This window comes from Pseudomonas sp. B14-6, from assembly GCF_013260315.1.
GTDB lineage: Bacteria > Pseudomonadota > Gammaproteobacteria > Pseudomonadales > Pseudomonadaceae > Aquipseudomonas > Aquipseudomonas mandelii.
Genome location: NZ_CP053929.1, coordinates 1587231 through 1612500 on the forward strand (window position 1 = coordinate 1587231; position 25270 = coordinate 1612500).

At 58.4% G+C, this 25270-nt stretch carries 17 protein-coding genes, 2 rRNA genes and 2 pseudogenes (1 of these 21 running past the window's edge); 10 read left to right on the forward strand and 11 right to left on the reverse strand.

Annotation, left to right across the window (positions count from 1 at the left end; all coding sequences use genetic code 11):
- Nucleotides 1–232: 232 nt before the first annotated feature.
- From HP062_RS07140 to HP062_RS07170, 8 genes and pseudogenes are all read right to left on the reverse strand, one after another.
- Entirely contained in the window at nt 233–2302 is a 2070-nt protein-coding gene (locus tag HP062_RS07140; RefSeq protein ID WP_172791144.1) for a 3-hydroxyacyl-CoA dehydrogenase NAD-binding domain-containing protein, read from the reverse strand.
- 14 nt (nt 2303–2316) lie between these two features.
- A complete protein-coding gene (locus HP062_RS07145) occupies nt 2317–3588 on the reverse strand; it encodes an OprD family porin (RefSeq protein ID WP_256666120.1) in 1272 nt (423 codons plus the stop codon).
- An 84-nt stretch (nt 3589–3672) separates the two neighbouring features.
- Nucleotides 3673–4674, reverse strand: a complete 1002-nt coding sequence (locus HP062_RS07150; RefSeq protein WP_172791146.1) for an ABC transporter substrate-binding protein — start codon at nt 4672–4674, stop codon at nt 3673–3675.
- 36 nt (nt 4675–4710) lie between these two features.
- A complete protein-coding gene (locus HP062_RS07155) occupies nt 4711–5478 on the reverse strand; it encodes an ABC transporter permease (RefSeq protein ID WP_017339233.1) in 768 nt (255 codons plus the stop codon).
- The gene (locus HP062_RS07160; protein ID WP_083376550.1) at nt 5475–6323 is read right to left on the reverse strand and encodes an ABC transporter ATP-binding protein; all 849 of its coding nucleotides are present in this window, start codon (nt 6321–6323) and stop codon (nt 5475–5477) included. The genes HP062_RS07155 and HP062_RS07160 overlap by 4 nt, the downstream gene beginning before the upstream one ends.
- Nucleotides 6324–6502: 179 nt before the next feature.
- On the reverse strand, nt 6503–7693 hold the full coding sequence (locus HP062_RS31305) for an acetate--CoA ligase family protein (RefSeq protein ID WP_306163360.1): 1191 nt from the start codon (nt 7691–7693) through the stop codon (nt 6503–6505).
- Nucleotides 7694–7780: 87 nt separating this feature from the next.
- A pseudogene (locus HP062_RS30985) lies at nt 7781–8593 on the reverse strand (CoA-binding protein); the annotation flags it as partial.
- The gene (locus HP062_RS07170; protein ID WP_172791147.1) at nt 8590–9399 is read right to left on the reverse strand and encodes an enoyl-CoA hydratase/isomerase family protein; all 810 of its coding nucleotides are present in this window, start codon (nt 9397–9399) and stop codon (nt 8590–8592) included. The pseudogene HP062_RS30985 and the gene HP062_RS07170, both read right to left, overlap by 4 nt.
- Nucleotides 9400–9519: 120 nt before the next feature.
- On the opposite strand from HP062_RS07170, the gene HP062_RS07175 reads away from it, so the two are divergent.
- The gene (locus HP062_RS07175) at nt 9520–10314 is read left to right on the forward strand and encodes an IclR family transcriptional regulator (RefSeq protein WP_172791148.1); all 795 of its coding nucleotides are present in this window, start codon (nt 9520–9522) and stop codon (nt 10312–10314) included.
- Between the two features lie 165 nt (nt 10315–10479).
- Here HP062_RS07175 and HP062_RS07180 read toward each other — a convergent pair whose 3' ends face one another.
- Nucleotides 10480–11355, reverse strand: a complete 876-nt coding sequence (locus HP062_RS07180) for a LysR substrate-binding domain-containing protein (RefSeq protein ID WP_010461058.1) — start codon at nt 11353–11355, stop codon at nt 10480–10482.
- A gap of 143 nt (nt 11356–11498) precedes the next feature.
- Between HP062_RS07180 and HP062_RS07185 the strand changes: the two genes are divergently transcribed.
- From HP062_RS07185 to acs, 9 genes and pseudogenes are all read left to right on the forward strand, one after another.
- Nucleotides 11499–11849 (forward strand): RidA family protein, encoded by a 351-nt coding sequence (locus HP062_RS07185; protein ID WP_172791149.1) that lies wholly within the window; start codon nt 11499–11501, stop codon nt 11847–11849.
- Nucleotides 11850–11897: 48 nt separating this feature from the next.
- Nucleotides 11898–13289 (forward strand): FAD-dependent oxidoreductase, encoded by a 1392-nt coding sequence (locus HP062_RS07190; protein ID WP_077749698.1) that lies wholly within the window; start codon nt 11898–11900, stop codon nt 13287–13289.
- A gap of 303 nt (nt 13290–13592) precedes the next feature.
- Nucleotides 13593–14759, forward strand: a complete 1167-nt coding sequence (locus tag HP062_RS07195) for a 2-aminoethylphosphonate--pyruvate transaminase (RefSeq protein ID WP_172792552.1) — start codon at nt 13593–13595, stop codon at nt 14757–14759.
- 265 nt (nt 14760–15024) lie between these two features.
- A complete protein-coding gene (locus HP062_RS07200) occupies nt 15025–16368 on the forward strand; it encodes an MFS transporter (RefSeq protein ID WP_010461067.1) in 1344 nt (447 codons plus the stop codon).
- 39 nt (nt 16369–16407) lie between these two features.
- Entirely contained in the window at nt 16408–17235 is an 828-nt protein-coding gene (gene phnX, locus HP062_RS07205) for a phosphonoacetaldehyde hydrolase (protein WP_010461068.1), read from the forward strand.
- 75 nt (nt 17236–17310) lie between these two features.
- Nucleotides 17311–18831, forward strand: a complete 1521-nt coding sequence (locus HP062_RS07210; RefSeq protein WP_172791150.1) for an aldehyde dehydrogenase family protein — start codon at nt 17311–17313, stop codon at nt 18829–18831.
- A gap of 183 nt (nt 18832–19014) precedes the next feature.
- A pseudogene (locus tag HP062_RS31430) lies at nt 19015–19992 on the forward strand (cache domain-containing protein); the annotation flags it as partial.
- Nucleotides 19993–20193: 201 nt separating this feature from the next.
- On the forward strand, nt 20194–20898 hold the full coding sequence (locus HP062_RS31435) for a methyl-accepting chemotaxis protein (protein WP_372242819.1): 705 nt from the start codon (nt 20194–20196) through the stop codon (nt 20896–20898).
- Between the two features lie 75 nt (nt 20899–20973).
- Complete coding sequence (gene acs, locus HP062_RS07220; RefSeq protein WP_172791152.1) at nt 20974–22929, forward strand: acetate--CoA ligase; 1956 nt, start codon at nt 20974–20976, stop codon at nt 22927–22929.
- 178 nt (nt 22930–23107) lie between these two features.
- Here acs and rrf read toward each other — a convergent pair.
- Nucleotides 23108–23223: ribosomal RNA gene (rrf, locus tag HP062_RS07225) — 5S ribosomal RNA — on the reverse strand.
- Nucleotides 23224–23381: 158 nt separating this feature from the next.
- Nucleotides 23382–25270 (reverse strand): 23S ribosomal RNA (locus HP062_RS07230) (it continues 1003 nt past the right edge of the window).

Consider the following 25270-nt stretch of genomic DNA (forward strand, 5'->3'; position numbering starts at 1 on the left):
AACCGCCAAAAACCAAGCGAGCATGCTATATAAAACCATTCGCAATTAACACTAATTCCCATTCACACACAAAAATAGTTACCGAACAACTCATCACGTCATTCGGACAATTGCCGTTTGTGGCTTGGGTTTGCCGTGAGGTGCGCCGACACTGATGCGGCCCTCGACGCGGTCAAGGACGTCTGACTCAACATGGCCCCGGCGGGCTCGGTCAGCGGCCGGGGCTTTCTCGTCAATGAGCGTGGAAGGTCTTGCGGTGAGTCATGAACGCCGAGAGCGCCCTGCCCGACTCGGGGTTGTAGCGCTTAAGCGCCTTCGCCACATAACCGAGCCCTGTCTGGTCGGCATAGTAGGTCAACCCGCCCTTGTAACGCGGGAAGCCGTAGCCATGAACCCATACCAGATCGATATCAGCAGGGTGCTCCACAATATCGTTGTCGAGCAACCAGGCAGCCTCGTTGATCATCGCAAACAGGCAGCGTTCTTCGATTTCCTGATCAGAGATGCTACGGGGCGCAATATTCCATTGCTGGCGATGCTGCTCCAACAATTGCGCCAGCCATGAATCCGGCACAGCCTGGCGGCTGCCCGGCGCATAGCAATAAAACCCAAGCCCGGTTTTTTGCCCATGCCGTCCTGCCGCATACAATTTATCGATCCAATCGCAGCGTTGCTCACGCTCGCTCAGCTCCAACAGACGCCCCTGGCGGTTGCGCCAGGCGACATCCACACCGGCCATATCACGCAGTTCAAAGGGGCCGATGGGGAAGCCAAAACCACGCATCACCCGGTCGACAGCCTCGATTGATGCGCCCTCTTCCAGCAGGAACATGGCTTCGCGCTCCCTCGCGGCCAACAGCCGATTACCCACGAAGCCGTCGCACACCCCCACGGTGACCGCCACCTTGCCCAGACGCTGCGCCAAGGTCAGCACCGCAGCCAGGACCGACCTGTCGGTCTGGGTGGTGCGCACCACTTCCAGGAGCTTCATCACCGGCGCGGGACTGAAGAAGTGCATGCCCAACACCTGTTGCGGGCGACGTGTGCAATCGGCGATGGCCTCGACGTCCAGGTACGAGGTGTTGGTCGCCAGAATCGCCTCCGGCTTGCACAGGGTATCCAGCTGGCGAAACACCGCGCGCTTGACCTCAATGTCTTCGAACACCGCTTCGATAACCAGATCGGCGTCCGCCACAGCGTCCATTGAAGTCGATGGCAGGATCAACGCCCGGCGTTCCTGACAAGCGTGTTCATCCATGCGCTCCTTAAGCAACGCGTCCCGGTAATAATCGTCGATGTTCTTTACGCCGCGTTGCAGCGCGGCGTCCTGCACATCGATCAGGCTCACAGCGAAACCTGCGTTGGCCACGCAAATGGCAATCCCGGCGCCCATGGTGCCCGAACCGATCACCGCGACCTTTTGAATCGCGTGCGCCTGGCCATTGATGGCGAGCTTGCGTGTACGGCCGGCCAGGGCCCGCTCGGCGAAAAACAGATGCCGCAAAGCCTTGGCCTGGGCGGATTGCCGCCGTCCGATAAACAGCGAACGCTCCAACGCCATGCCGTCGTCAAACGATTCGGTCAGGGCTGCATTGATCGCTTCAAGAGCGGCCTGGGGGGCTTGTTGCCCAGCCAGTCTTTTCATCACCCCTGCCACCTTCGCATTGAATTCAGTAGCGTCGTGGGCAGGTATCAATCGATCCCGCGTGCGCCGCCAGAATGGCTCGGTGAGGAGGAAGCGCATGGCGTGCTCGATCGCCGCACTTTGCAGGTCGGTGGTCACGCAGTGGTCCACCAGCCCGACGGCCTGCGCTTGCGCCGCCGTCAGCCGCTGCCCGGCAATTACCACGTCAACGGCAACCAGCGCGCCGCACAGGCGAACCAGGCGCTGCGTGCCGCCCGCGCCAGGTATCAGGCCCAGACTGACCTCAGGAAGGCCCAGCACGGTGTGTTCATCGGCGATGCGCAAATGACACGCCAGCGCCAGCTCCAGGCCACCACCGAGCACCGAGCCATGCAGAGCGGCGATCACCGGTTTCTGGCTGTTTTCGATAGCGTTCAGAACGTCCGGCAGGTGCGGTTCCATCAACGGCTGGTCGAACTCCTTGAGGTCGGCGCCGGCCACAAACGTCTTGCCCTGGCAGGTGATGACAATGGCCTGCGCAGCGGGGTCGGCCTGCGCCTGCGCCAGACAGGCTGACAGTTGTTGCCGCACGCCCTGGGACAAGGCATTCACGGGCGGGTTGTTGATGGTGATGACACCGATGCCGTCATCTGTTTTCAGACTTACCAAGGAATCCATGAGGGTTACCCGAGTCACAGGAAGGAAATGGGATAGCTGAGGATCACCCGCGTGTCGTTGGCATTGCGGGAGAAGTCCGAGCGGTAAGCGGCGTTGCGCAAGCGTATGTCCAGGGCCTTGAGCGGTCCGCTCTGAACCCGATACTGCAATTCGATATCCAGCTCGCGCTCGCGGCCTGAATCGGTGGCCAGCACTTCTGCATCCGTGCCCTTGATATAGCGAGTCATGAAGGTCAGCCCCGGCAGGCCCCATGTCGCGAGGTCACGGGCATACCGGAGTTGCCAGGAACGCTCGCCCTTCTCGGCGAAGTCGCCCACCTGCACGAAGTTGACCAGATACGGGTCGGTGCCCTCGACGTAGGGAAAGGCCGAATCTCCACTCATGGCCTGATAACCCAGGCTGAACGCGTTGCCACGCCATTCGTAGGTGGTCATTGCGCTGAACGCGCGGTTGTCCACCTGCCCGGCGCGTGCCTGTCCCTGATCGTCGCTGATGAACAGCCGCAAGTCCGACTTGAACTTGCCCCCGCCGACCTCGTGGGCGCTGGTGAGCCCCAGGAAATGCTGCTGGTAGACATCTTCCAGGCGACCGACCTGGTAGGTCAGCTGCACGGTCTTCCAACGATAGGCGGCGCCCGCCAGCTCAAAGTTGCCGCCATCCAGCGGGCCCCTGAATCGTCGATTCTTGTTATTGATGGCCAGCCCTTGCGCACCAGTGACATCGCGGTCAGTGACTTGATCAAGGTGCCCGCCAATCAGTTCCAGGCCGCCCCACTCGCGGGATTCGAGCATGCCGCCGCGGAAGGTCTGCGGGAGCAAACGCCCGAAGTTCGATTGCAAGGTAGGCAGCTTGGGCATCAAGGTACCCACCTTCAACTCGGTTTTGGACATGCGCATTTTTGCCGTCAAGCCGGCCTTGGAATATTCATCGGGCGCCCTGCCGTCATCGTGAACCGGCAGCAAGCCGGTACCGGTGCGGTCCGGGCTGGAGTCGAGTTTCAGGCCGACCATGGCGATAGCGTCCAGGCCGAAGCCGACAAATCCGGGGGTGTAGCCCGACTGTGCACGAAGAATGAAGCCTTGGGCCCATTCATCGCGTTTTGATTGGCCGCTGCCGTCGCGAAAATCGCGGTTCATGTAGAAGTTGCGCATCTCCAGGTCGACTTTGGCATCCGCCAGGAAATCCGTGGCCTGAGCGTTGGCAAGCCATGGCCCGACGGCGACGATGACGATGACGATGACGATGACGATGACGCCCCAGGATGCAGCTGTTTTCTTATTATTCATGAGCAATTCCGGGCCGTACTCGGCCACACCGAACTCAGTCGAGATCGGTGGACCGGCACCTGCATCAGTGTTGAGAGGGGGGGATCAGCGCATGGAGGTCATGTAGTCGCTGGCCTTGCCGGGAATCGATTGGCCCTGAATCTTGCCGAGAAACACGATGGCCCGAGCCACATCTTCTTCGCTCAAGTAGGGCGTTTGCGGGAACGAGTGCTTGTTGGATTTCCAAGCCGCCGCATAGACGTTATCCGGCGTACCTTCAAAACGGGCGCGCACCAGCTTCATCGCTTGCTCAGGGTTTTCGTTGATCAGTTTTGTCGCTTGTGCCAGGCCGTCGAGGAATTGCTTCACGGTTTGCGGGTTTTCATCAGCCCACTGTTTGCGTGCGCTCAAGGCGATCGAAGGATAGCCATCGAGTTCCTTGACCTGCCCGTCGGCCATGTCCAACAGTGTGAAACCTTTGTGCTCGATAATCGCGCTGTCCGAAGTTGGCGAGGACAAGGCAAAGCCATCGATACGTCCTTGGGAGAACGCGGTCAGAATGGCACTGGCACTGGCGCTGTTGAGGTAGAGCAAGGTGAAGTCTTTCTCTGCCGAAAGACCACCTTTTTCACCGAGGAAGCGCACCAGGAAGTCGGCACTGCCACCCGAACCGCTGACGGCAATCTTCAAGCCCTTCATCGCCTTCAAGCGCTCTTCCATAGGGGTTTGCGCGGTCAGACCGAGCTGGTCAGCTTTCTTCTGGCTGATGACCACATTGCTCGCATACTGCCCGACCAGTCGCCCCAGCAAGGTCAGGTCGGCGCCCTTCAATTTCGCATTGATCGAATTCTGGATCGCGCACGAACAGAACTCGACGGTTCGACTGGCCAGGCCCGAGGTCGCGGCGCCGCCGCCCTTGAACTTAATCAGTTCGACATTCATCCCCTGTTTCTTGAAATAGCCGCCATCCACCGCCACGAACAGTGGCATGTGCACGAAGCCGTCGGTGCCCAGGGCAACCTTGATGTCCTGCGCATAGGCGCCAGCGCTTGCGGCCACCAGCGAAGCGACCAGACCCAACTTTGCAATCAGCGTTTTAATAGACATGCGTACACCTGTATTTTCTTGTGCGTTATGAACAGGTCAAACCGAAGCTTCACGATCACCCAGGTCTTTTTTCCACGGCATCAGACGGGTTTCAACCATCCGCACGACCGCTTGCAGCAGCAGCGCCAGGGCGATAATCGCGACCAGTGCAGCGAACACACCGGCGGTGTCCAACTGCCCGGCGGCATCCTGCAGCAGGTAGCCGAGCCCACGATTGGAGGCCATGATTTCGCCGACGATGGCGCCGATCAGGGCGTAGGGCACCGAAAGCTTGAGGCCGGTGAACACCCATTGGATGGCCGAGGGGAATACCACTTTGGTGATCAGGTGGTGTTCGCGGGCACCCATCAAGCGCAGGATCTCCAGCTGCTCGCGGTCAACCGCACGCACGCCGCTGTAGGTGTTGAGGAACACCAGGAAGAACACAATGGTGGCGGTCAGGATGATCTTCATCTCGATGCCGATGCCGAACCACATGATGAACAGCGGAGCCAGGGCCACTTTCGGCAGGCTGTAGATCGAGATCAGGATCGGATCGAGCAGCTTGGCCAGCAATTCGTTTCGGCCCAACAGCAGCCCCACCGCAATCCCGACGGTCGCCCCGAGCACGAAGCCTGCGAGCGTCTCCACCACGGTTATCCCGCCATGAGAAAACAGCCTGCCACTGATGACCAGCTCGTAGAACTTGCCGGCGATCTCACTGGGTGAGCTAACGAAAAAGGGATCGATCAACGGCCCCGATGACAGTTGCCAGGTACCGAAAATCACGATGAAAATCGCCAGGCGTCCAAGGAAAATATTCATGCTCGGTTATCCTTTGCTGCATCGTTCAAAGACGGGGTCATGAAATCCCACAAGTCACCGCAGAGCTGGTGATAGCGGGGGTCCTTGCGCAACTGCAAAATGTTGCGTTCCTCGCCCAGGGGAATCTGTACATCCTTGACGATGGTGCCGGGGCGGCCGGCGAAGATCAGGCAACGGTCGCCGAGTGCCACGGCTTCATCCAAATCGTGGGTGACGAAGATCACTGTCTTGTTCAACCGGCGACTGAGGCGGATCAATTCGGTTTGCATGCGCATCCGCAGTTGCGCATCCAGCGCCGCGAAGGGCTCGTCCATCAGCAAGGTTTCGGGGTCATAAGCCAGCAGCCGAGCCAGGGCCGCACGTTTACGCATGCCGCCGGAGAGCTGGCTGGGATAGGACTTTTCAAAGCCTTCAAGGCCCACCAGTTGAATCAGTTCCTGAATGCGCACGCGCCGTTCGGCCTTGGCCATGCCCTGGATTTCCAACGGCACGGCAATGTTGCCGACCACATCACGCCAGGGCAGCAAGTGGTCACTCTGGGTCATGTAGCCGGTACGGCCATTGACCCCGCAAACGGCCTTGCCGTTGTAGACCACCTGCCCTTCAGTGGGCGCAAACAGCCCCGCGACCATGTTCAGCAGGGTGGACTTGCCGCATCCCGACGGCCCGACCACGGTGACCACTTCGCCCTTTTTGATCGACAGGTTGATGCTATGGGAGGCCTGCTTGGCGACACCCTTGACGGTGAAGGATTTGGAGACGCCGATAAACTGAATGAGCGATGAAGCCTGCTCGTCGCGTTCAGCGCCTTTGGGCTGGGTGATGGATTTCAATGCGACAGGCATGATGGGCTCCCGCTCTGAAAATGGACGTTACCCAGAGGGAGCCGTTGATTTGATGTGCAATTAAATACGTTCATAGCGACCTACTTGTTTTTATGAGTCGTTGATGAAGCTGTCTTGATTATGAAACCGAGGGTGTGGGGGTCAATCCACCTATTCCACACAGTGGAACAGGTGGCACCTCAGGCCAGCAGTGTCAGGCCATCCACCGCCCTCACGCCCTGCCCTTCGGCAAAAACCCGCAACGGGTTGATCTCTGCCTCGTCGAGCTTTGTGCCCAGGGTGGTGGCCATGTCGGCGAACGCGACAATGCAATCGATCAGCGCGTTGATATCGGCCTTGGGCGCGCCGCGATAACCATCGAGCAACGCAAAGGTTTTCAACTCCCGGAGCATCGCGTCCGCGTCTTTGCGCGTGATCGGGAGCAGCCGCATGCTGGTATCCCGCAGCAGTTCGGCGCTGACACCGCCCATGCCCAGCAGCAGCGCAGGCCCCAGTTGCGGGTCACGATGGAAGCCCAGAATCAGCTCGTGGCCACCACTGACCATCTCCTGGACAAGAAAGCGCTCGGGCACGAACCCGACCTTGCCCGCGACCACGCTGCGCATGTCGTCCAACGCTTGGCCAATGCTGTGTTCGGTCAGGCCGAGCGCAACGCCGCCGACTTCGGTCTTGTGGGTGATGCGCTCGGAGAGCACCTTGAGCACCACCTTCGGTCCGAGCATGCGGGCGGCCTCGATTGCCTGGCCGGCATCCCCGACCGCCTGCTCGCGGGTGACGGGCACACCGAAACGGGTAAACAGGGCTTTGCTTTGCTGTTCATCAAGGGTTCCGCTCGGTAACTGCTGAACTTCCTCGGCCGTCATATGCTGGCTGCTCGATTGCGCATGCGTATCTTGAGCAACGTAGGCTTTGGCTTTCATCGCCAGCAACGCACTCGCGCAGGCCTCAGGCGCAGTAAAGGCGACGCCCTGGTTGCTGTTGATGCGCAGCAAGGCTTGCGGCGCGTGCGGGCTGACATAGGCGAGTACGGGCTTGCTGCTGTCGCGCTGGCTATTACGGATCGCGTCGGCCATCAGCGTTGGGCGCGCGACGCCGGATGAGCCCACTACACTGATGACCGCGTCGTAGTCCGCGCTTTCCAGCAGGATGCGCATGGCCTCTTGCATGATCTGCGGCTGCAGGCCGGCCAGCGTCAGGTCGATAGGGTTGCGATCGAGCACCGCCTGGTCGCCGATATCCAGATCGCGCAAACGTGCGGCCGTGGCCTCACCCGGCGGCGGGGTGTCGAAACCATTGGCACCCAAGGCATCGGCGATCAGCGTGCCGGCACCGCCGGTCGAGGTCAGAATCGCCACCCGGTTACCCACCATCGTGCGTCGGCTGGCCAACGCGAACGGCAGGTCGAGCAGATCGGCAAACGTCTGCGCCCGCACGATGCCCAGTTGTTTGAAGTAAACGTCGTAGAGTGCGTCGGCTCCGGCCAGGGCGCCGGTATGCGACGCCGCCGAGCGGGCGCCGGCTTCCGAACGCCCGACCTTGAACACCACGATGGGCTTGCCGGCGGCGCGTGCCTAGAGTGCGGCGCGGCTGAACTTCTCGGTATCGCGCAGCCCTTCCAGGTACAGGGCGATGACTTCGGTGGCTTCGTCATCCACCAGGTAGTCGACGAAATCGGCGACATCCAGGTCGACTTCATTACTGGTCGCCACCAGCTTGGAAAAACCAATGCCGGCGGCGGCACCGCGGGACAGGATCGAGCCCAGGATTCCGCCACTCTGGGAAATCACCGCGATATTGCCTGCTCTCAACGCATCCTGATCCAGCGCGCCGCTAGCCGACAAGGTGATGCCCTGGGTGAGGTTGATCAGACCGATGGTGTTCGGCCCCAGGATACGCATGTTGCCCCGCGCCTTTTGCAAGGCTTGCTGGCGCGCGATGCCTTCCTCGCCAGCCTCGCCATAACCACCGGCAAGCACGATGGCCGCTGGCGTGCCCATGGCCGCCAGTTCGGCAACGGCCTGGTTGGCACGTTCGGGACCGAGCAGGATGATGGCGGCATCAGGCACCTCGGGCAGCGCGGCGATAGAGGGATAGCACGTCAGCCCGTCGATCTCGGTGTAACGCGGGTTGACCGGGTACAAGCGGCCCTCGAAGCCATGTTTGCGCAGGAATGCGATGGGCCGTCCGGAGGTCTTTTGCGCATCGCCGGACGCACCAATCACCGCGACACTGCGCGGGTTCATCAGGCGGGAAATGTTATCCATGCTCATCCCCTCTTCGCCTTGGCCGCCAGAAAGGCCGCGACCGACGCCTGATGCTCGGCCGAGGTGTAGCAGATGCCCTGGGCCTGGCTGCCCATGGCCAATACCTGGGCCTGGGTAAGTTCGAAGCTGTTGTTGAGAATGGATTTGCTCAATGCCAGCGCGGTCGCTGAGCCAGCGGACAATTCCAGCGCCCAGCGCCGGGTTTCGTCGAGCAGGTCATCGTGGTCGACCACCCGATCCACCAGGCCGATCGCCAGACCTTCTTCAGGCTGTACGCTGCGCCCGGTGTAGATAAGCTCCTTGGCCTTGGGCAGCCCGACCCGACGCGGCAGCAGGTACAAGCCTCCACCGTCGGGGATCAGGCCTCGTGCGATGTAACTCATGGCGTAGCTGGCTTGCCGGGAGGACACCACGAAGTCGCAGCTCAAGGCCAGGTCGCAACCCAGCCCAGTGGCAGCGCCATTGACGGCGGCCAGGGTCGGTTTGGGCAGATTGAGCAACAGGGAGACCGCATGATGCACACGCTGCTGGCGCTTCCAGCCGTTAAAGGCCACCTCGCCCGCCGGTGCGCTCATACGTTTTTCCATGCCCTTGATGTCGCCTCCCGCGCAGAAGCCTTTGCCGGTGCCGGTGATGATGAGGGCGCGGATCTGGCTGCTCGCTGCCACCTCTTCCAGCAACTCGATCATGTGGCTGCGCATCTCGTCGCTGATCGCATTGCGAGCCTCGGGGCGATTGAGGGTCAGCACTGCGATGCCGTCGTCATCGACGGCCATGTGGATCGGCGAAGTAACACTTTGCAACATCGTCATGGGGAATCTCTCTCTTGTTGTTGGCATGGCAGCGGCCCAAACTGAAGAGCCTTGCGCTGATCCCAAGTCTATGGAGCTCCCCATGATTGACAATCCGGCAATTCCACTGGGTGGAACACGATGAGCGAGGACGACGGGTTTGATACGCCGGGCGCCGGCAAAGCGCCGATAAACCGTTCGCTTGAGCGCGGCCTGGAAATTCTGCGAGCCTTCCGTGCAGGCACCGAATACCTGGGCAATGGCGATATCAGCGAGCGCACCGGGTTATCCAAGTCCACGATCAGTCGTTTGACCCAGACACTGATCAACAGCGGCATGCTGGTGTACGACGGCCAGCGCAGTGCTTATCGCCTCGCACCCGCCACCCTTTGCTTTGGCAATGCCATGTACAACAGCAGCTCGCTGATACACCTTGCCGCGCCGCTGATGCGCGAAGCCGCTCAGACGCTGAAAGTGAACGTAGGTTTGGCCGCTGCCGACCGAGATGAAATGATCTATCTGGAATCGATCCGACTGAGTCGCAAGAACACACCGCGCACAGTACAAACCGGCCAGCGAGTCCCCATGGAATTCACATCCCTGGGGCGTGCCTATCTTGCAACTATTCCCGCTCAAAAACGGCAGACGCTGATGGAGCAATTCAAGTCCAAACGCTGCGATGCCAGATGGAAGGTGCTCAAAACGGATATCGAAGAATCATGCGAAAGTGTTCGACTCAGGGGGTACTGCGCTGCGTCTTGGCAAGCTGAAGTAGTCGCTATTTCCACTCCTCTGGGCATTCACAATTACAAAGATCACATTTTGAATATCAGCTTATCTACTCCGCAGTCCATCGAAGCCGTACTGGAGCAATACGCTGAGCATTTGCTGGCTCTCGCCGACAAAATCCGCGCGGTTGTTGATACCTTGGATTAATCCTCGATGTTCGACGAGCGGCTGATATTTGAACCCCTCATCGCTGGCAACCAGTGGGGTCGCAAGAACAGAAACGTTTTACGTATCGATCAGGTATGTAACGCGAAGGCATTGATCTTTTAATGGGTGACGTTGCTGGATAGCATCCACATCGAACCCCATACTTCATTCAGCCAATCTCTCTCGAACCATCTCAAAAAAGGTCGTCAGGATGCGCCGGGAACTCTGTGCGCGCAGGCAAACCAGTGTCTCGGTGAAGCGTCGCTGACTATCGACGATTGGCAACCCGCGAAGCCGCGAGTCGAAGCCAAGCTCGGTCGCCGAGACAACACCTACGCCCATACCTATCGCCACGGCTTCGCGCGCGGCTTCACGGCCTTCCACTTCGATCGCCTTGCGGATGCGCAAGCCCGCGGTTGCCATCTCTTCCTCCAGGCACAGGCGCGTCACTGAGCCTTTTTCGCGCAGGACCAGCGGCGTGTCGTGCAGATCGCCAAGGCTGATGGATTCGCGTTGCGCCCAGGGATGGTCAAGCGCGACGAACGCGAGCATCGGATCGCTACGCAGGGGCAGCGACAGCAGTCGGTCGTCTTCGATATTGCGCCCCAGCAGAGCAATGTCGGCCTGATGACCGAACAACCGCTGCAACACCTCATCGGTATTGGCGGTTTCAATCTTCACATCGATACCGGGATAACGACTGCAAAAGCGTGCGACATAGGGCAGTACATGCACCGGCGCATCCACGGCGAGGTTCAAGGTTCCCGTGGACAGGGTGCGGTAGTCCATCAGCATGTCGTGGGCATCGACACTGATATCAAACAAGCGCCGGGTCAGGCCGAACAACCTCTCGCCCACTTCAGTCAGGCGTACCAGACGCTTGTCGCGGTAGAACACCATCACCCCGTAGTAATCCTCAAGCTTGCGAACCTGGTCGGACACCGCCGGTTGAGACAGGCAGAGCTGCTCTGCCGCGCGGGTAAAACTTCCGTTGATAGCGACAGCGTGGAACGCCTTGAGTTGAGTATGGGAAATCGTCATCGGGGAAGCCTCAGCATAGGTTCAGCTTATTCATGCATACGTTAAATCGATTTTATTTATAAACGATGAACTGCAAGCATGGTTTTCACAAGCCCCGACCAGTGTTCGAACACTGCGCCCTCCTATCAACCTGGGAATGCTTAATGGAAATCGAACGTTTCACAGCCCTAAAACGCCGCTCGGACATGGTCCGGTACGACAACCACCTCTACATCGGAGGCCAGGTTGCCACCGACCTCAGGGGCGATATCGAGGAACAGACCCGCGAGGTGCTCGCCGGTATTGAGCAGCTATTGCTCAGTGCCGGCAGCAGCCGCAAGCAGGTGCTTTCGGTGCGTATCCTGCTCGCCCATCGCGAGGACTATGCAGGGCTCAACAAAGTCTGGGACGCGTTCTTTCCCGAAGGCCATGCCCCCACACGAGCTTGCACCCTGGCGGATTTGATCGACCCCGGTTGGCGCGTGGAAATGATCGTGGTCGCCGCGTGCGGCTGATTGCTTCCTGAAACCCTGCCCTCAAACCGCTCCAACGGAGATGACCTCATGCGCCCCTACTGGCTCGATCAGGCCCTGAAAACTCAACCCGACTCGCCCTGCCCGCCGCTGCGGCAGAACACCCGCGCCGATGTCTGCATTGTCGGTGGTGGTTACACCGGTTTGTGGACCGCGATCATGCTCAAAGAACAGAATCCCGAGCTGGACGTGGTCATCGTCGAAGCCGACATCTGCGGTGCCGGTGCCAGTGGGCGCAACGGCGGCTGCGCACTGTCCTGGTCGGCCAAGTACTTCACCCTGGAACGCTTGTTCGGCGTCGAGGAGGCAATACGCCTGGTCAAGGAATCGGAGCAGAGCATTTACGCCATCGGCAGCTTTTGCGAGAAGTACGCAGTTGATGCCGATTACCGTCTCGATGGCACGCTTTACACGGCAACTAACCGCGCTCAGGTCGGTTCGACCGACGGGGTGATCGCCGCGCTGGAGCGCAATGGCATCAACTCTTTCTCCAAATGCGCGCTAGCTGACGTACAGCGTATGGCGGGTTCAACCCGACACGTTGAAGGCTGGTTCTCGCCTGCGGCAGCCAGTGTGCAACCGGGCAAGCTGGTGCGTGGTCTGCGTCGAGTCGCAATGGAGTTGGGTGTGCGCATCTACGAAGGCTCGCCCATGACCGGTTTGGAAGAGGGGCTGCCCACCATCGTCAACACGCCGAACGGGAAAGTGACCTGCGATCGTGTCGTGTTGGCGATGAACGCCTGGATGGCCCGTGCCTTTCCACAGTTCTCGCGGTCGGTAGCCATCGTCTCCAGCGACATGATTATTACTGAGCCACGACCTGACCTGCTCGAGCGCATAGGCCTGACCAGCGGGGTCACCGTGCTCGACTCACGTATCTTCGTGCATTACTACCACAACACTCCGGACGGCCGGATCATGCTCGGCAAAGGTGGCAATACCTTCGCTTACGGCGGGCGCATCCTGCCCGTATTCGACCAGCCTTCGCCCTACAAAGGATTGTTGCGCAACACCCTTGCGGAGTTCTTCCCGGACTTTGCCGATGTCGGCATCGCCGCCACCTGGAATGGCCCGTCCGATCGCTCCGTCACCGGGCTACCGTTCTTCGGTCGCATGGGCGCTAGCGGCAACATCTTTTATGGCTTCGGCTATTCCGGCAGCGGCGTCGGTCCGTGTCATATGGGAGGGAAAATCCTCTCATCGCTGGTGTTGGGGATGGACAACCCATGGACACGCTCGCCGCTGGTGCAAGGTCCGCTCGGCCATTTCCCACCGGAGCCGATCCGTTACCTGGGCTCGCTGATGGTGCGCAACGCCATTCGCCGCAAGGAGCATGCCGAGGACCACAACCTGCGCCCCCGTCGACTGGATGTGCGTCTGGCGAAATTCGCCGCGGCGGCTGGCAAGTCAGACAAGGGCTAACGCCTCCATCACGCAGCGAAAACATTTACGCTTGCCACTAAAAACCGCCTGGCCATTGGCCGGGCGGTTTTTTTGTTCAACACAGATGCGTCGCGCCGCCCAGTAGCCTTTGATCGCTCAGGGCGCGGCGATCTGAACCCGATAACCATGGAATCGCGATAATAGAGCGCGAGATCCAACATGCTCACTTATAAGCTCAGCTTGTTATTGACATGTGATAAATCGATTTCAGTTATTTCTAGGCGAGTGTTTTTATTGGCCCATGCATCACTCCTTACAAAAACAACACCGCCGGAGAAGATCATGACCAAAGCTGAATTCCCGACCACACATGCGCTGGCTACTCCAGCCTTGGGTGAACCTTACCTGCTGACGCCAGGCCCGTTGACCACGTCCAAAGCCACCAAGGAAGCGATGCTGCGCGACTGGGGTTCATGGGATGTTTCCTTCAATCAAGTCACTGCTGAAGTTCGCCAGAACTTGCTCAGCATGGCAGGCATAAAGGACGACAGCTTCGTCTGCGTGCCTTTGCAAGGCAGCGGCAGCTATTCGGTGGAGGCTGCTTTAGCCACTGCCATCCCTCGAGACGGTAAAGCGCTTGTATTAATGAATGGCGCCTATGGCCAACGCGCCACCAAGACCTTGGAGTATCTGGGTCGCGCGTTTATCACCCTGGACAAAGGGGATTACTTGCCGCCCCAGCCCGAGGAAGTGGACACCCTGCTCAGGGATAACCCGGACGTCACCAACGTCTTCCTCGTCCATTGCGAAACCAGCTCCGGCATTCTCAATCCGCTGCGCCAAATTGCCGATGTGGTGAAAGCGCATGGCAAGAGCCTGATCATCGATGCGATGAGCTCCTTCGGAGCTGTGCCATTGGCGGTCGATGAAATACCTTTCGACGTGGTGGTGTCTTCTGCCAACAAATGCATCGAGGGTATTCCGGGGTTCGGTTTCGTTATCATCCGTCGCTCCGTGATCGAGGCCGCCAAAGGCCGCGCCAATTCACTCAGCCTCGACCTTTACGAGCAGTGGGTTTACATGGAGCGCACTGGCCAATGGCGTTTCACGCCACCGACCCACAGCGTGGTAGCGTTCCATAAAGCCTTGGAGCAACACACTGCCGAAGGCGGCGTGCATGGCCGGTTGGCGCGCTACACCCGCAATCGCGATGTACTCGTCACCGGCATGCGCGAACTTGGCTTTAGAACATTGCTTGAGGACCGTTGGCTGTCGCCAATCATCACCACGTTCTTCAGTCCAGAACATCCAAATTTTGAGTTCAAACGGTTCTACGATGAACTCAAAGCCCGTCAGTTCATCATCTACCCCGGCAAACTGACGGTAGCCGAAAGTTTCCGTATTGGCTGTATCGGCCAGATCGACGAATACATCGTCCATCAGTTGCTGCGCGCCATCGCCGACAGTCTTGTGGCGATGAACGTCGATATGCAACAGCCGACAGGCTGACCGCCCCTTTAAAGGTTCTTGTCAATTCGAGCACAGGTGCAATGGGTAGCACCTTTGGACAGGGATCTTTTTTTAAAACATGGATCCGGTGACTTATCGCTAGGCAATGCCGAGCAGCAGTCAGTGACCGTGGCAATTTAAAACTTAAAGCCTGATGCCATTCACTGCCATCTAATCGATGTCGTGTGCGTGGACAGATTTTCTGTACCGAAAACAAAAACAATTACTTTGCGCTGTCTGGCACCACATACGGGATCAGAACACCATGAACAAGAATGCTACAAGTCCTCTCGCAACCGGCTGGAAATCGCTCCAGCGTTGGCGCGTGCAAATTTTCCTCATCACCTGGGTGGCCTATGCCGCCTTCTACTTTACCCGCAAGGCGTTTTCTGTCGCCAAACTGGGTATTGGCGAAGACCCGAACTTCATCCTCGAAAAGTCCATGATGGCCAATCTGGATGCCCTCTACCTTACCGCGTATGCAGTCGGACAGTTTCTTTGGGGCAACTTCTCTGACCGCTTCGGCCCGAGGGTCGTGGTACTTAGCGGGCTCGTCATTTCCGCGTTAGCTGCGCTACTTATGGGCACTTACGCCACCTTACCGATTTTCGCCTCCTGCATGTTAATCCAGGGCCTGGCTCAGTCCACCGGTTGGTCTGGCCTATGCAAGAACGTCGGTAGTTTTTTCAGCACTGGCGAACGCGGCCGCGTACTGGGTTACTGGAGCACCTGCTACGCCTTCGGGGGGCTGGTAGCGACACCGTTTGCCGGTTGGTGGGCCTACAACCAATACCATGACTGGCGCATAGCGTTCATCAGCAGCGCCGTGGTGGTACTGGTTGTAGCGGTATTGTTCTTTTTCCTGCAGCGCAACCAGCCAGAAGATGTCGGCCTGCCTCCCGTCGAGATCGAAATAGAACCCGTCAGCAAGGTCGCAGTTCCGCGCGAAAGTATGTGGGCTGGCTTGCGCACGGTGATGAAAAATCGAACTGTGCTGGTGCTTGGCCTCGCGTATTTCATGCTCAAGCCAGCGCGCTACGCGATCCTCCTGTGGGGGCCAGTCATTATCTACGAACGGATGCCCGAGATTGGCAAAGTGGCATCCGCGATCGTTCCAACGGCTTTTGAACTAGCGGGTCTGGCAGGTCCGATCCTCATCGGTATCGCATCAGACAAGTACTTCGGTGCTCGTCGTATGCCGGCCTGTGTCCTTAGCCTGGTTCTCCTCACCATTTGCCTTGCGCTGTTCGTCCCCGCCATGCAGAGCGGAAGTCTTTACATGGTGGTTGGCCTGCTATTCATGATGGGCCTGACACTCTACGGGCCGGATTCAATGATGAGCGGCTCGGCTGCCATTGATTTCGGCAGTAAGGACGGTGCGGCCTCCGCCGCAGGTTTCGTCAACGGTTGCGGTTCGATAGGGGCGGTCCTCGGCGGCCTGTTACCCGGATATTTCGACACCACCACCATATTCCTGGTGTTCACCGTCGCGGCGCTGCTGGCCAGCTTGATGTTGATTCCATTTTGGAACAGTCGCCCGAAAACGGTGGAAAGCAAGGAGCTGGCCTCAACTCCAGTGCAACCGGTCATTGTCGGCACCAACTCCTGAACCCGAATCAATCACTCACCCATTACTGGAGCAATCATCATGGACTACAAACAACCTTCCCAACTGCAAGCTGTGGTTCTGGACTGGGCGGGCACCGTCGTTGATTTCGGTTCTTTCGCACCGACCCAGATTTTCGTCGAAGCCTTTGCCGAGTTCGGCGTTGCGGTTTCCCTGCAAGAAGCTCGCGGACCGATGGGCATGGGCAAGTGGGACCACATCCGCACGCTGTGCAACGAGCCACAGATTGCCGACCGCTACCATGCCGCCTTCGGTCGGTTGCCAACCGATGATGATGTCACCGCCCTCTACGAACGCTTCATGCCGCTGCAGATCGAAAAGATCGCGCTGCACTCGGCGCTGATTCCTGGTGCGCTCGACACCATCAACGGCTTGCGCGACAAGGGCCTGAAAATCGGTTCCTGCTCAGGCTACCCGGCTGTGGTCATGGAGAAAGTCGTAGAGCTGGCGCGCAAGAACGGTTATGTCACCGACCACGTGGTGGCGACTGACGAAGTGCCCAATGGACGCCCGCACCCTGCTCAAGCCTTGGCCAACGTGATTGCGCTGGGGATTAGCGACGTCGCCGCGTGCGTAAAGGTCGATGACACCTGGCCCGGCATTCTGGAAGGTCGTAGTGCGGGCATGTGGACCGTGGCGCTGACCTGCTCCGGCAATGCATTGGGCCTGACCTATGAAGAGTTCAAGGATTTATCCCTGGAGGAATTGGCCGAGGAACGCGCGCGCATCGTCAAGATGTTCGAAGGTTCCCGCCCGCACTACCTGATCGACACCATCGTTGATTTGCCGGCGGTCATCGAAGACATCAATGCCCGTCTGGCACGTGGCGAAACCCCTCAGGGCTCTTGAGCCTGTAGCGCTTGTGCAACTGACAGTGGCCGTCCCAAGGACGGCCACAACCAAAAACTACAAGAGAACGCCATCATGAACTACGCCCACCCTGGTACTCCCGGTGCCATTGTTTCCTTCAAGTCTCGTTACGGTAACTACATCGGCGGCGAGTTCGTCGCGCCTGTCAAAGGTCAGTACTTCACCAATACCTCGCCCGTGAATGGCCAACCGATTGCCGAATTCCCGCGCTCCACGGCCGAAGACATCGACAAAGCCCTGGACGCCGCCCACGCCGCTGCCGATGCCTGGGGCGCCACGTCCGCCCAGGCGCGCTCGCTGGTGCTGCTGAAAATCGCCGACCGCATTGAACAGAACCTGGAAGTCCTGGCAATCACCGAATCCTGGGACAACGGCAAAGCCGTGCGTGAAACCCTCAACGCCGACATCCCGCTGGCCGCCGACCATTTCCGCTACTTCGCCGGTTGCATCCGCGCCCAGGAAGGCAGCGCCGCCGAGATCGATGGCAACACCGTGGCCTATCACATCCACGAACCGCTGGGCGTGGTCGGGCAAATCATCCCCTGGAACTTCCCGATCCTGATGGCCGCCTGGAAACTCGCCCCGGCCCTGGCCGCCGGTAACTGCGTGGTGCTCAAGCCTGCCGAGCAAACCCCGCTGGGCATCACCGTACTGATGGAGCTGATCGGCGACCTGCTGCCGCCGGGCGTGCTGAACGTCGTGCAAGGCTTCGGCAAAGAAGCCGGCGAAGCCCTGGCCACCAGCAAACGCATCGCCAAGATCGCCTTCACCGGCTCGACCCCGGTCGGCTCGCACATCATGAAATGCGCCGCCGAAAACATCATTCCGTCCACCGTGGAGCTGGGTGGCAAGTCGCCGAACATCTTCTTCGAAGACATCATGAAGGCCGAACCTTCCTTCATCGAAAAAGCCGCCGAAGGCCTGGTGCTGGCGTTCTTCAACCAGGGCGAAGTCTGCACCTGCCCTTCCCGCGCGCTGGTGCAGGAGTCGATCTACGACGACTTCATGAAAGTGGTGATGAAGAAAGTGCTGTCGATCAAACGTGGCGACCCGCTGGACACCGACACCATGGTTGGCGCCCAGGCGTCCGAGCAGCAATTCGACAAAATCCTGTCGTACCTGGAAATCGCCAAGGGCGAAGGCGCCGAGCTGCTGACCGGCGGCAAGGTGGAAAAACTCGAGGGCAACCTGGCGACCGGGTATTACATCCAGCCGACCCTGCTCAAGGGCACCAACAAAATGCGTGTGTTCCAGGAAGAAATCTTTGGCCCGGTGGTGAGCATCACCACCTTCAAGGACGAAGCCGAAGCCCTGGCCATCGCCAACGACACCGAGTTCGGCCTGGGTGCCGGCCTCTGGACCCGCGACATCAACCGCGCCTATCGCATGGGCCGCGCCATCAAGGCCGGTCGAGTGTGGACCAACTGCTACCACCTGTACCCGGCGCATGCCGCGTTCGGTGGTTACAAGAAGTCCGGCGTCGGCCGTGAAACCCACAAGATGATGCTCGATCACTATCAGCAGACCAAAAACCTGCTGGTGAGCTACGACATCAATCCGTTGGGCTTCTTCTAAAAATCGGGGGCGATACAGGTAATCCTGTGTCGCCCTTCCGATAGCTTTCGCGAGCAGGCTCGCTCCCACATTTGAAATGCGTTCCCGCTGTGGGAGCCGGCTTGCTCGCGAAGGCGTCCTCGATAACCTGACATTCAAGGACTGGATGCCCTGCTCCCCTTGATCGATCCTTTGGAGTCCTCGATGAAAATCCGTTACAAGGTGAGCCTTGTGGCTGCTTGTGTGCTGTTCGTGACAACCAGTCTTCTGTCGCTGGTTCAGGTAGAGCAGATACGTACGATTTTGCGTCATCAGGTCGAGGCGAGCATCTCCGAATCGAGCAATGCTGTGGCACGTCAGATCGAAAACTGGCTGAACGGCAAACTGCGTCTGATGGATTTGGCGTCCCAAGCGATCGACCGCCAGTACAGTGCGCAAGCGACCCAACGAATCATCGATTCGCCCATTTTGAAAGATGAATTCAAGCTGTTATTCGGCGCCCTTGAGTCTGATGGAAAACCCATCAAGAACACTGCCTCCTGGAATCCAAAACCTGATTATGACGGTCGCACCCGCCCTTGGTACGCAACCGGAAAAGCCGGTAGCCAAGCGGTTTTAACCGAACCCTACAAGGACTCCACCACGGGTGAAATTCTGATATCGGCAGTCGCGCGGATCAGCGACGCCGGTCAGTTGCTCGGGGTATTTGGTGGTGACATCCGTCTGACTACGGTTGCCGATGCCATCAATACACTGGATTTCGGTGGGGCCGGTTATGCGTTCCTGCTGAGTAAAAGTGGCAACATTATTTCCCATCCGGACGCCGAGCTGAACGGCAAGCCCTACAACCAGCTTTTCTCAGGCAGCGTTCTGCCTCTCGACAGTCAGCTTCAGCAGGTCAGCAGCGGTGGGAAGTCTCTCCTGGTGTCCTTCATTCCGCTCTCCGGTCTCAAGGGCATGGATTGGTATATCGGTGTGGTGCTGGATCAGGACATCGTTATGGCCGCAGCCCACATCCTGAGCTGGCGTGCCGTCATCGGTACCGGCCTGGGCGTGCTGATTAGCCTGTTGGTGCTGGGCCTGCTGGTAAGGCGGCTACTGCGCCCCCTGGATCAACTCAAGGATTCGTTGGCAGACATCAATCGCGGAGAAGGCGACCTGACCCGCCAACTACCCGTGGTCGGCAATGATGAAATTGCGTTGGTCGCCGGAGAGTTCAACCAGTTCCTGCAGAACCTGAAAGCGCTCATTGGCGATGTGAAAAACAGCTCGCAACGCGTTCGTGAGAGCACCACAGCGACGTCATGCGAAGCGGACCAGGCAGCCAACCGTGTACAAGTTCAATTACAAGAACTGGATCAATTGGCCACCGCCATGACCGAGATGGCATCGACAGCCGAAGATGTCGCCCGTAACGCCCAAACCGCTGCCGAAGCGGCAATCGCTGCTAACGAGGAAACAGCGGACGGGGTTGCTCTGGTTTCCAGATCTACGGGGGCCATCAAGCGTTTGGCTGAAGAGATGGACGCCACAGGTCATGCGATCAATGAGTTGTCCACGCTCAGTCAAAACATTGAGTCCATTGTGGCGGTTATCACCAGCATCGCCGACCAGACCAACCTTCTTGCACTCAATGCGGCCATCGAGGCGGCACGTGCCGGCGAATCGGGACGCGGATTTGCTGTGGTGGCTGATGAGGTGCGCTCACTGGCCTCGCGAACCCAGCAATCCACGCAGGAAATACGCGAGATGATCGACCAGTTGCAGACAGGCGTGAAACACGCCCAAGTGCAAATGCAGCAAAACCGCGATACGGCCAGCAAGACTGCCGGGGATGCCAACGCAGCCAATGACACCCTGAAGCGCATACGCGAGGCCATTTATCGTATCAATGACATGAACCTGCAGATCGCCGCGGCGGCTGAAGAACAAAGCGCCACGACCGAAGAAATCAATCGCAACACGACCAATATCCGCGATATCAGTCTTGAGGTATCCGGCAGTGCGGACAAACAGGTTCGTCAATGTTCAGTGATGGTGGACCACGTCGGCCAGCAGGACAAACTGCTCAGTCGTTTCAGGATTTGAGTTTCGCAATTGCCTGAGTGCTCAGGCTGCAAACAGTGACAAATCACAAACAACTATTCCACCGAGGTAAGAAAGATGAGTGCGGCTTCTCTGTATCCCGTTCGTCCCGAGGTTCTGGCCAATACGCTGACTGACGAGGCAACCTACAAAGCCATGTACCAGCAGTCGGTCGTCAACCCGGACGGCTTCTGGCGCGAGCAAGCCAAGCGCCTCGACTGGATCAAGCCTTTCACCACGGTGAAGCAGACCTCCTTCGACGATCACCATGTCGACATCAAATGGTTCGCCGACGGCACCCTCAACGTTTCCTACAACTGCCTCGACCGTCATCTGGCCGAGCGCGGCGATCAAGTCGCGATCATTTGGGAAGGGGATGACCCGGCCGAAAGCCGCAACATCACCTACCGCGAGCTGCACGAACAAGTCTGCAAGTTCGCCAACGCCTTGCGCGGCCAGGATGTGCACCGCGGCGACGTGGTGACTATCTATATGCCGATGATCCCCGAAGCCGTGGTCGCCATGCTGGCCTGTACCCGGATCGGCGCGATTCACTCGGTGGTGTTCGGTGGTTTCTCGCCGGAAGCCCTGGCCGGTCGCATCATCGACTGCAAATCCAAAGTGGTCATCACCGCTGACGAAGGCATTCGTGCCGGCAAGAAGATCCCGCTCAAGTCCAACGTCGATGACGCGCTGACCAACCCGGAAACCAGCAGCATCCAGAAAGTCATCGTGTGCAAGCGCACCGGTGGCAACATCAAGTGGAACCAGCATCGCGACATCTGGTACGAAGACCTGATGAAAGTGGCGGGCAGTGTCTGCGCGCCGAAAGAGATGGGCGCTGAAGAAGCGCTGTTCATCCTTTACACCTCCGGTTCGACTGGCAAGCCGAAGGGCGTGCAGCACACCACCGGCGGTTACCTGCTGTACGCCGCCATGACCCACGAGCGCGTGTTCGACTACCGCCCGGGCGAAGTTTACTGGTGCACCGCCGACGTCGGCTGGGTCACTGGCCACAGCTATATCGTCTACGGCCCATTGGCCAACGGCGCGACCACGCTGCTGTTCGAAGGCGTGCCGAACTACCCGGACATCACCCGGGTGGCGAAGATCGTCGACAAGCACAAGGTCAACATCCTCTACACCGCACCGACCGCGATCCGCGCGATGATGGCGTCGGGTCAAGCCGCTGTTGAAGGTGCTGATGGCAGCAGTTTGCGCCTGCTCGGTTCGGTGGGTGAGCCGATCAACCCGGAAGCCTGGGACTGGTACTACAAGAATGTGGGCAAGTCCCGTTGCCCGATCGTCGACACCTGGTGGCAGACCGAAACCGGCGGCAACATGATGAGCCCGCTGCCGGGCGCTCACGCCCTCAAGCCGGGTTCGGCGGCACGTCCGTTCTTCGGCGTGGTGCCAGCGTTGGTCGACAACCTGGGCAACATCATCGAAGGCGTGGCCGAGGGCAACCTGGTGATTCTCGATTCGTGGCCAGGCCAGGCGCGCACGCTGTACGGCGACCATGACCGCTTCGTCGACACCTACTTCAAGACCTTCCGTGGCATGTACTTCACCGGTGACGGCGCACGTCGCGATGAAGACGGTTACTACTGGATCACCGGGCGTGTGGACGACGTGCTCAACGTGTCCGGCCACCGCATGGGTACTGCCGAGATCGAAAGCGCGATGGTTGCGCACCCGAAAGTTGCCGAAGCGGCGGTGGTCGGTGTGCCGCACGACATCAAGGGGCAGGGCATTTATGTCTACGTCACGTTGATCGCGGGTGAAGAGCCGAGCGAGCAACTGCGTCTGGAATTGAAAAACTGGGTGCGTAAAGAGATCGGTCCGATTGCATCGCCGGACGTGATCCAGTGGGCACCGGGGCTGCCGAAAACCCGTTCGGGCAAGATCATGCGCCGGATCCTGCGCAAGATTGCGACCGCCGAATACGATGGGTTGGGTGATATCTCCACCTTGGCGGACCCGGGTGTGGTGCAGCATTTGATTGATGAGCACATATCAATAAACGTGGCCTAACAGCTATCCGTAGTCCCTGGCAGCAGATATTCGTTCATTCCGTTGTTCAGGATGAATGAGGCTCGCTGGGGACATTGAATGTTTCTTGGTAGTCCATACGGAGTTTCAAAAAGCACGTTGTCCTGCGGACAAAACAAAACCCCTACCTGCATACGCAGATAGGGGTTTCGGAATTTAATCTTGACGATGACCTACTCTCACATGGGGAAACCCCACACTACCATCGGCGATGCATCGTTTCACTGCTGAGTTCGGGATGGGATCAGGTGGTTCCAATGCTCTATGGTCGTCAAGAAATTCGGTAGCCAGGTCGTTTGCCTTACGGCGCACGCTCCAGCGAATGGGTATGTGATAGATCTCGGTGTTTGTGAACAATCGAACTTTCGGTTCATTTCGTCTTCACACACCGCAATCTGGTGCCCTTTCAGGTCAGCAAATTGCTTGGGTGTTATATGGTCAAGCCTCACGGGCAATTAGTATTGGTTAGCTCAACGCCTCACAGCGCTTACACACCCAACCTATCAACGTCGTAGTCTTCGACGGCCCTTCAGGGGACTCAAGGTCCCAGTGAGATCTCATCTTGAGGCTAGTTTCCCGCTTAGATGCTTTCAGCGGTTATCTATTCCGAACATAGCTACCCGGCAATGCCACTGGCGTGACAACCGGAACACCAGAGGTTCGTCCACTCCGGTCCTCTCGTACTAGGAGCAGCCCCTCTCAAATCTCAAACGTCCACGGCAGATAGGGACCGAACTGTCTCACGACGTTCTAAACCCAGCTCGCGTACCACTTTAAATGGCGAACAGCCATACCCTTGGGACCGGCTTCAGCCCCAGGATGTGATGAGCCGACATCGAGGTGCCAAACACCGCCGTCGATATGAACTCTTGGGCGGTATCAGCCTGTTATCCCCGGAGTACCTTTTATCCGTTGAGCGATGGCCCTTCCATACAGAACCACCGGATCACTAAGACCTACTTTCGTACCTGCTCGACGTGTCTGTCTCGCAGTCAAGCGCGCTTTTGCCTTTATACTCTACGACCGATTTCCGACCGGTCTGAGCGCACCTTCGTACTCCTCCGTTACTCTTTAGGAGGAGACCGCCCCAGTCAAACTACCCACCATACACTGTCCTCGATCCGGATAACGGACCTGAGTTAGAACCTCAAAGTTGCCAGGGTGGTATTTCAAGGTTGGCTCCACGCGAACTGGCGTCCACGCTTCAAAGCCTCCCACCTATCCTACACAAGCAAATTCAAAGTCCAGTGCAAAGCTATAGTAAAGGTTCACGGGGTCTTTCCGTCTAGCCGCGGATACACTGCATCTTCACAGCGATTTCAATTTCACTGAGTCTCGGGTGGAGACAGCGCCGCCATCGTTACGCCATTCGTGCAGGTCGGAACTTACCCGACAAGGAATTTCGCTACCTTAGGACCGTTATAGTTACGGCCGCCGTTTACCGGGGCTTCGATCAAGAGCTTCGCGTTAGCTAACCCCATCAATTAACCTTCCGGCACCGGGCAGGCGTCACACCCTATACGTCCACTTTCGTGTTTGCAGAGTGCTGTGTTTTTAATAAACAGTCGCAGCGGCCTGGTATCTTCGACCGGCATGGGCTTACGCAGTAAATGCTTCACCCTCACCGGCGCACCTTCTCCCGAAGTTACGGTGCCATTTTGCCTAGTTCCTTCACCCGAGTTCTCTCAAGCGCCTTGGTATTCTCTACCCAACCACCTGTGTCGGTTTGGGGTACGGTTCCTGGTTACCTGAAGCTTAGAAGCTTTTCTTGGAAGCATGGCATCAACCACTTCGTGTTCTAAAAGAACACTCGTCATCAGCTCTCGGCCTTAGAATCCCGGATTTACCTAAGATTCCAGCCTACCACCTTAAACTTGGACAACCAACGCCAAGCTGGCCTAGCCTTCTCCGTCCCTCCATCGCAATAACCAGAAGTACAGGAATATTAACCTGTTTTCCATCGACTACGCTTTTCAGCCTCGCCTTAGGGACCGACTAACCCTGCGTCGATTAACGTTGCGCAGGAAACCTTGGTCTTTCGGCGTGGGTGTTTTTCACACCCATTGTCGTTACTCATGTCAGCATTCGCACTTCTGATACCTCCAGCAAGCTTCTCAACTCACCTTCACAGGCTTACAGAACGCTCCTCTACCGCATCACCTAAGTGATACCCGTAGCTTCGGTGTATGGTTTGAGCCCCGTTACATCTTCCGCGCAGGCCGACTCGACTAGTGAGCTATTACGCTTTCTTTAAAGGGTGGCTGCTTCTAAGCCAACCTCCTAGCTGTCTAAGCCTTCCCACATCGTTTCCCACTTAACCATA